Source organism: Pseudomonas fluorescens, assembly GCF_018614775.1.
In the GTDB taxonomy this organism is placed as follows: Bacteria; Pseudomonadota; Gammaproteobacteria; order Pseudomonadales; family Pseudomonadaceae; genus Aquipseudomonas; species Aquipseudomonas fluorescens_BY.
The window spans coordinates 1-6,973 of sequence record NZ_JAGGOF010000111.1 but is presented as its reverse complement, the minus strand read 5'-3'; the positions used below and the strand labels follow the sequence as shown (position 1 = coordinate 6,973).

The following is a 6,973-nucleotide window of genomic DNA, read 5'->3' as shown; positions in this document are numbered from 1 at the left end:
AGACAGTTGCTCCCACAGGGGCCTGCTGCAAGCTCGTTAGAACATCGGGCGTGCCGCGCCAATCGCCACCACCAGCAATCCGATCAGCAGGTTGATGCCCACCAGCCTGCGAATGTTGCCCAGCATCGCCGCGCCCGTCGGCCAGTCCTGCGCGGCCACGGCGTTGCGCAGCGGCGGCAACTGCAAGGCCTGGATGCGGATGAACAGCGCCGTCATCACCACGTACAACCCCATCATCACCTGCACATAACGCGGCGCGGTTTCGAAACCGGCGAAGCGCAGATGGATCAGGCCGACACCGCTGATCGGCAAAAGGATCACCGCCGCCCAGACCCACACGAAAAAACGCTGAAACACTTCTACCCACAACCTGAGCCTGGCAGGGCCTTCAAGCGCCGTGATTGCGGCGGGTCGCAGGATCATCCAGGCGAAGAACATGCCGCCGACCCAGACCAGGGCCGCCAGTAAATGCAGGGTGTAGACGAGGGCAAAGGGTGTCATAGGGTACTCCGTTCTGCGCAGGATTCATTAGCGGGGTATGATAGCCGCCGATCCGAACCACTGAAAATTTATCCAGCGTTTTTTAGCGCCCGACCATTCATGATCAGCACTGAACTCAAAACCACGATCCAGGGCGCCTATTCGCGTTTTCTCGAAGCCAAGAGCCTCAAGCCGCGCTATGGCCAGCGCCTGATGATCGCCGAAGTGGCGAAAGTCCTCGGCGATATCGACACCGACGATGAAGGTCGGCGCAGTGGCGAGCCCGCTGTGGTGGCGGTGGAGGCCGGCACCGGTACCGGCAAGACCGTGGCCTACAGCCTGGCGGCGATTCCCACGGCCAAGGCCGCCGGCAAACGCCTGGTGATCGCCACGGCCACGGTCGCCTTGCAGGAGCAGATCGTCTACAAGGACCTGCCCGACCTGATGCGCAACAGCGGGCTGAGTTTCACATTCGCGCTGGCGAAGGGGCGTGGACGCTACCTGTGCCTGTCCAAGCTCGACATGTTGCTCCAGGAAGGCCATGCACAGACCGCCACGGCGCAGTTGTTTGAAGAGGAAGGCTTCAAGATCGAAGTCGATGAGGCCAGTCAGAAGCTGTTCACCAGCATGATCGAGAAGCTGGCCGGCAATAAGTGGGACGGCGACCGCGACAGCTGGTCCACCGCGCTGGAAGACGCCGACTGGTCCCGCCTGACCACTGATCACAGCCAGTGCACCAACCGTCACTGCCCGAACTTCGGCCAGTGCGCCTTCTACAAGGCTCGTGAAGGGATGGGCAAGGTCGACGTCATCGTCACCAACCACGACATGGTCCTGGCTGACCTGGCCCTGGGCGGTGGTGCCGTGCTGCCGGACCCGCGGGACACGATCTATGTGTTTGACGAAGGCCATCACCTGCCCGACAAGGCCATCGGCCATTTCGCCCATTACACCCGGCTGCGCTCCACCGCCGACTGGTTGGAAACCACCGCCAAGAACCTGACCAAACTGCTGGCCCAGCATCCGTTGCCGGGCGACCTGGGCAAGTTCATCGAGCAGGTGCCTGAGCTGGCGCGGGAGATCAAGACGAACCAGCAGTTCATGTTTACCGCCTGCGAGCAGGTGGCTGATTTCAAACCGGGCGAAGATGTCGAAGGTCGCGAGCGGCCACGCCATCGTTTCGTCGGCGGGGTAATCCCCGAGCACATGCGCGAGATGGGCATCGAACTGAAGAAGGGTTTCGCGCGCCTCACCGACCTGTTCACGCGCCTGACCGACCTGCTCAAGGAAGGCATGGATGGCGAGGTCAATATCGGCATCGCCAGCAACCAGGCCGAGGAGTGGTATCCGCTGTTTGGCAGCCTGCTGTCGCGCTCGCAGGGTAATTGGGAGTTGTGGACCGCCTTCACCGTCGAAGACCCGGAAGACAACCCGCCGATGGCGCGGTGGCTGACCCTGGCCGAAAGCGGCTCGCTGTTCGACATCGAGGTCAATGCCAGCCCGATCCTGGCGGCGGACATGCTGCGTCGCAACCTGTGGAACGTGGCCTACGGCGCCTTGGTGACCTCCGCCACGCTGACCGCCCTGGGCACGTTCGACCGCTTCCGCATGCGTGCCGGGCTGCCGAAGACAGCCGTGACGGCCGTGGTCCCGAGCCCGTTCCATCATGCCGATGCCGGCGTGCTGCGGGTGCCGGACCTCAAGGCCGACCCGCGGGATGCCCCCGCTCACACCGCGGCGATCATCCGCGACCTGCCGGCACTGGTGGAGGGATCGCGCGGCACCCTGGTGCTGTTTTCCTCGCGCAAACAGATGCAGGACGTGTTCGACGGCCTTGACCGCGATTGGCGCAAGCAGGTGTTTATCCAGGGCAACCTGTCCAAGCAGGAAACCCTGAACAAGCATAAGGCTCGGGTCGATGGCGGGGATTCCAGCGTGTTGTTCGGCCTGGCGAGTTTTGCCGAGGGCGTGGACTTGCCCGGTGCGTATTGCGAGCACGTGGTGATCGCCAAGATCCCGTTCTCGGTGCCCGACGACCCGGTGGAAGCCGCGCTGGCCGAGTGGATCGAAGCCCGGGGCGGTAACCCGTTCATGGAAATCTCCGTGCCGGATGCTTCGTTGAAACTGGTCCAGGCCTGTGGTCGATTGCTACGCACCGAGGAAGACCGCGGCACTATCACCTTGCTTGACCGCCGGCTGGTGACCCAACGCTACGGCAAGGCGATTCTCAATGCGCTGCCGCCGTTTCGGCGAGAGATTTCCTAGGTGCCTGGGGGCTTTCAGGCAGCTCCCACGACAGCCTTTCCTCCAGAGCCGGTGTGAACAGCCAGCCGTCCCCTGGTGGTTCCCAAAAACGGCAATGGCTGAAACAATACCAGCCACTCTGAAAATTCTTTGTTTCAAGGGAGTTGCGGGTGCAAATTCAAGGTCATTATGAGCTTCAGTTCGAGGCCGTGCGTGAAGCCTTCGCGGCGCTGTTCGACGATCCCCAGGAGCGCGGCGCTGCGTTGTGCATCCAAGTGGGCGGCCAGACAGTGATCGACCTGTGGGCCGGCACGGCGGACAAGGACGGCCATGAGGCCTGGCACAGCGATACCATCGCCAATCTGTTCTCCTGCACCAAGACCTTTACCGCCGTCACCGCCCTGCAACTGGTGGCCGAAGGCAAGTTGCAGCTGGACGCCCCGGTTGCCCGTTACTGGCCGGAGTTTGCCGCCGCTGGCAAAGCCTCCATCACCCTGCGTCAGTTGCTCTGTCATCAGGCCGGGCTACCGGCGTTGCGCGAACTGCTGCCGCCCGAAGCACTTTATGACTGGCACGCCATGATCGATACCTTGGCCGCTGAAGCCCCATGGTGGACACCGGGTGAGGGCCACGGTTACGCCGCGATCACCTACGGTTGGCTGATTGGCGAGCTGCTGCGCAGGGCGGACGGTCGTGGCCCGGGAGAGTCCATCGTGGCCCGGGTCGCCAAGCCGTTGGGCCTGGATTTTCATGTGGGCCTGGCCGATGAAGAATTCTATCGCGTGGCGCACATCGCCCGCGGCAAGGGCAACGTCGGCGATGCGGCGGCCCAGCGCCTGCTGCAGGTGACGATGCGTGAACCGACGGCCATGACCACGCGGGCGTTCACCAATCCACCGTCAATCATGACCAGTACCAACAAACCGGAATGGCGACGCATGCAGCAGCCGGCCGCCAACGGTCATGGCAATGCCCGCAGCCTCGCCGGGTTTTATGCCGGTCTGCTGAACGGCAGCCTGCTCGAAGGTGAGATGCTTGATGAACTCACTCGCCAGCACAGCTTTGGCGAGGACAAGACACTGCTGACCCAGACGCGCTTCGGCCTGGGTTGCATGCTCGATCAGCCGGACGTATCGAACGCGACCTACGGCCTCGGCCCGCGGGCGTTTGGTCATCCGGGGGCAGGGGGCTCCATCGGTTTTGCCGATCCGGAACACGATGTCGCGTTCGGTTTCGTGACCAACACGCTTGGCCCCTATGTGCTGATGGACCCGCGTGCGCAGAACCTTGCAAGGGTCCTTGCCACTTGTCTGTAAAACGCCATTGAAGGCAGTGGGCACAGGAACCTCGTGCCCTTTTCAGTTTCCAAGCGTCTGTTTATGCGGCCTGAACATGGCCTTTGATTTTTTCATTTACATCATTTTGTGGATATCCAATGTCATCGAATAAAACCCTCGCTCTGGCGCTGTGCTTCGCGATTACCGGTTGCGCACAAACCCCACGAAATGATGCCGAAGGCGGCGGTAGCTGGTGGTCGTTCGGTTCTTCCGACAAGGTCGCGGCCAAGGATCCGGCCCCCGCGGCACCCGCTGCGCCCCTGAAACCCGCCGCCGTCGCGCCGCAAGCCAAGGCCGAAAGCGCCACCCATTGGTATTGGCCATTCTCCTCCGGTGACAGTGCCGACGTGGCCCAAAAAGCCCCGGTGAAACCCGAAGCGAAAGCACCGGCGACGGTTGCCAAGGCCGAAGCCGAAAGCAACGGCAAGTGGTGGTGGCCGTTCGGCGGCAAGGATCAGGAAACCGCCAAGGCCGTACCGATGCCTGACCCGAAAGTCACCCAGGCCTGGCTTGACGACTATGAGCCGAAGCTGCGCACGGCGATCCAGGACAGCAAGCTCGAACTTGAACGCCGCGACAACGTACTGGTGGTCACCGCCCCCGTGGACAGTTCGTTCAACCCGGACCGTCCGGCCATGCTGCTGCCCGTGACCCTCGGCCCGTTCACCCGGGTGGCGAAGATCCTCGAAGCCGATCCGAAGACCGCCGTGCTGATTCTCGGCCACGCCGATACGTCGGGCGCTGCACCGGCCAACCAGAAGCTCAGCCAGGAACGTGCCCAGGCCGTGGCGGCGATTTTTCGTCTCAGCGGCTTGCAGCGTGATCGCCTGATGCTGCGTGGCATGGGTGGGGTATCGCCCCGTGCGGCCAACGACAGCGTTGAAGGCCGTGCCCTGAACCGTCGCGTGGAATTGTTGGTGACGCCACAAGACACCATGGTTGCGCTGCTGAGCAAATACAACATGCCAGCCCCCGCCCCGGTAACGATGGTTGCCGCCCAGGACGTGAAGCCTGCCACTGCGGCGCCGGCGCCAGCGACCAAGAAAGCTGCGGCCCCGGCTACCAAGAAAGCGCCTGCGAAAAAAGCCGCCGCCAAGGCCCCTGCCAAGAAAGCCCCGGCCAAGGCCGCGACCCCGGCGAAGAAAACCCAACCGGCCAAAGCCGCCACCGATACCAAGAAAGTCGCGGCCGCCGATACATCCAAGCAGTGATTGGCTCACCACAAGGAACGCGCCATGACCCAAGCGCTGGCTGATATGCGCCGCGACTATACCCGCGACGGCCTGACCGAGGCGCAAGCCCCGGTCGAGCCGTTTGTCTTGTTCCATCAATGGTTTGCCGACGCGGTGAAAACCGAACAGGCGCCGGTGGAGGCCAACGCCATGACCCTGGCGACGGTAGATGCCGATGGCCGCCCGCATTGCCGGATCCTGCTGCTCAAGGGCCTGGACGGCCAAGGCTTTACGTTCTTTACCAACTACGACAGCGCCAAGGGCCAGCAACTGGCCGCGAACCCGTTCGCGGCCATGACCTTTTTCTGGCCGAGCCTGGAGCGCCAGGTGCGCATCGAGGGCAAGGTAGTGAAAGTTACCGCGCAGGAGTCGGACGCCTATTACCAGGTGCGACCGCTGGGCAGTCGTCTCGGTGCCTGGGCATCACCCCAGAGCCGGGTAATTGCGGGGCGCGACGAGCTGGAAGAATTGCTCAAGGCCACCGAACAACGCTTCACCGACAGTCAACCTCACTGTCCGGAACATTGGGGCGGCTATCGCCTGCTGCCCGAGCGCATCGAATTCTGGCAGGGCCGGCCTAGCCGCTTGCACGATCGCCTCAATTACCGCCTGCAAGGGGCGGACTGGGCGCGCGAGCGTCTGGCGCCTTAGCATCGCAATACCCTGCTGCAGCGGTTTGCAACCATTGTGGCAGGTCCCGGCGCTTGATGCCTTGCTCCCGGGCATGGGCCAGTTGTTGCAGCATATAGGTTTTCTTCTGCTCATCCCGCCCCGCCAGGGACAGCGCCAGGTCGCGGTCCATCCAGCGCCTGATCCGCACGTACAGCCACCCGTGGAAATACAAACCTGCCACGGTGGTCGCGACGATGATGAAATAATCCATGAAAAATCCCAGGGTTGATGACGCAGGTTTCGGAAATTGGCGCTAATGTTGGGTGAATTTTTCGGGCGCGCCTGTATCCCACCTGAATGAAAGCAATTTTATCCCGGCGAGGCCGTGACAGGCGTCAAGCCGGGGAGTTTAATGGATCCCTGTCTTTTGGAGCTGATGCTATGCGTAAGTCTGTTTTACTGGTTGCTTCCTTTTCCACGATGGCGATGTTGCTCACTGGCTGTCAGTCGAGCCTGACCGGTGACTCTTACTCCCGTGACGAAGCGCGTCGCGTGCAGACGATTCGCATGGGGACCATTGAATCCTTGCGTCCGGTCAAGATCGAAGGCACCAAGACCCCTATCGGCGGCGCCGCCGGTGCCGTGGTGGGTGGTGTGGGTGGCAGCGCGGTCGGTGGCGGCCGTGGCAGCATCGTTGCTGCGGTGATTGGCGCTGTGGCTGGCGGTTTGATCGGCTCTGCTACTGAGGAAGGCTTGACTCGCACCCAGGGCGTAGAGATTACGGTTCGTGAGGACGATGGCAGCATGCGGGCCTATGTGCAGCAGGTTCAGGAAAACGAGGTGTTCCGTGTGGGTGAGCGGGTTCGGATTTCTACTGTGGGTGGGACTAGTCGCGTATCGCACTGATTGAGGTCGGGTGGTATGGGTGGTGGTGTTTTGAGTGTATATCCGTTGCTGCGGTAACGGCCGCTTAGGGTTCCGCTCTTACAGCGGGTCACTTTTGGCAAACGCCCGGAATGCCGGCCCAGCCAAAAGTAACCAAAAGATCTTTGCCCCACCACTCGGTGC

The 6,973-nt window shown here is 62.4% G+C and carries 7 protein-coding genes; 5 read left to right on the top strand and 2 right to left on the bottom strand.

Annotated features, from left to right (window positions below):
• Positions 1 to 36: 36 nt before the first annotated feature.
• Positions 37 to 501 carry a CopD family protein gene (locus J7E36_RS24030; RefSeq protein ID WP_215008636.1) on the bottom strand — a complete coding sequence of 155 codons (465 nt, stop codon included), beginning with the start codon at positions 499 to 501 and terminating at the stop codon, positions 37 to 39.
• A gap of 99 nt (positions 502 to 600) precedes the next feature.
• Between J7E36_RS24030 and dinG the strand changes: the two genes are divergently transcribed.
• The 4 genes from dinG to pdxH all read left to right on the top strand — a co-directional run bounded on the left by dinG (position 601) and on the right by pdxH (position 5,944).
• Complete coding sequence (gene dinG, locus J7E36_RS24025) at positions 601 to 2,745, top strand: ATP-dependent DNA helicase DinG (protein WP_215008634.1); 2,145 nt, start codon at positions 601 to 603, stop codon at positions 2,743 to 2,745.
• A 149-nt stretch (positions 2,746 to 2,894) separates the two neighbouring features.
• A complete protein-coding gene (locus tag J7E36_RS24020; RefSeq protein ID WP_215008633.1) occupies positions 2,895 to 4,040 on the top strand; it encodes a serine hydrolase domain-containing protein in 1,146 nt (381 codons plus the stop codon).
• A gap of 119 nt (positions 4,041 to 4,159) precedes the next feature.
• Positions 4,160 to 5,272 carry an OmpA family protein gene (locus tag J7E36_RS24015; protein ID WP_215008632.1) on the top strand — a complete coding sequence of 371 codons (1,113 nt, stop codon included), beginning with the start codon at positions 4,160 to 4,162 and terminating at the stop codon, positions 5,270 to 5,272.
• A gap of 24 nt (positions 5,273 to 5,296) precedes the next feature.
• Entirely contained in the window at positions 5,297 to 5,944 is a 648-nt protein-coding gene (pdxH, locus tag J7E36_RS24010; RefSeq protein ID WP_215008631.1) for a pyridoxamine 5'-phosphate oxidase, read from the top strand.
• On the opposite strand, the gene J7E36_RS24005 is transcribed toward pdxH, so the two are convergent.
• Complete coding sequence (locus J7E36_RS24005) at positions 5,892 to 6,176, bottom strand: hypothetical protein (protein ID WP_215008630.1); 285 nt, start codon at positions 6,174 to 6,176, stop codon at positions 5,892 to 5,894. The two genes, pdxH and J7E36_RS24005, sit on opposite strands and share 53 nt — an antisense overlap.
• 170 nt (positions 6,177 to 6,346) lie before the next feature.
• On the opposite strand from J7E36_RS24005, the gene J7E36_RS24000 reads away from it, so the two are divergent.
• A complete protein-coding gene (locus tag J7E36_RS24000; protein ID WP_041021792.1) occupies positions 6,347 to 6,811 on the top strand; it encodes a glycine zipper 2TM domain-containing protein in 465 nt (154 codons plus the stop codon).
• Positions 6,812 to 6,973: the final 162 nt, after the last annotated feature.

Bases quoted from the DNA above. Each gene is read 5' to 3' on its own strand.
- J7E36_RS24030 (WP_215008636.1), bottom strand. From the start codon at position 501: ATGACACCCTTTGCCCTCGTCTACACCCTGCATTTACTGGCGGCCCTG.
- dinG (WP_215008634.1), top strand. From the start codon at position 601: ATGATCAGCACTGAACTCAAAACCACGATCCAGGGCGCCTATTCGCGT.
- J7E36_RS24015 (WP_215008632.1), top strand. From the start codon at position 4,160: ATGTCATCGAATAAAACCCTCGCTCTGGCGCTGTGCTTCGCGATTACC.
- pdxH (WP_215008631.1), top strand. From the start codon at position 5,297: ATGACCCAAGCGCTGGCTGATATGCGCCGCGACTATACCCGCGACGGC.
- J7E36_RS24005 (WP_215008630.1), bottom strand. From the start codon at position 6,176: ATGGATTATTTCATCATCGTCGCGACCACCGTGGCAGGTTTGTATTTC.
- J7E36_RS24000 (WP_041021792.1), top strand. From the start codon at position 6,347: ATGCGTAAGTCTGTTTTACTGGTTGCTTCCTTTTCCACGATGGCGATG.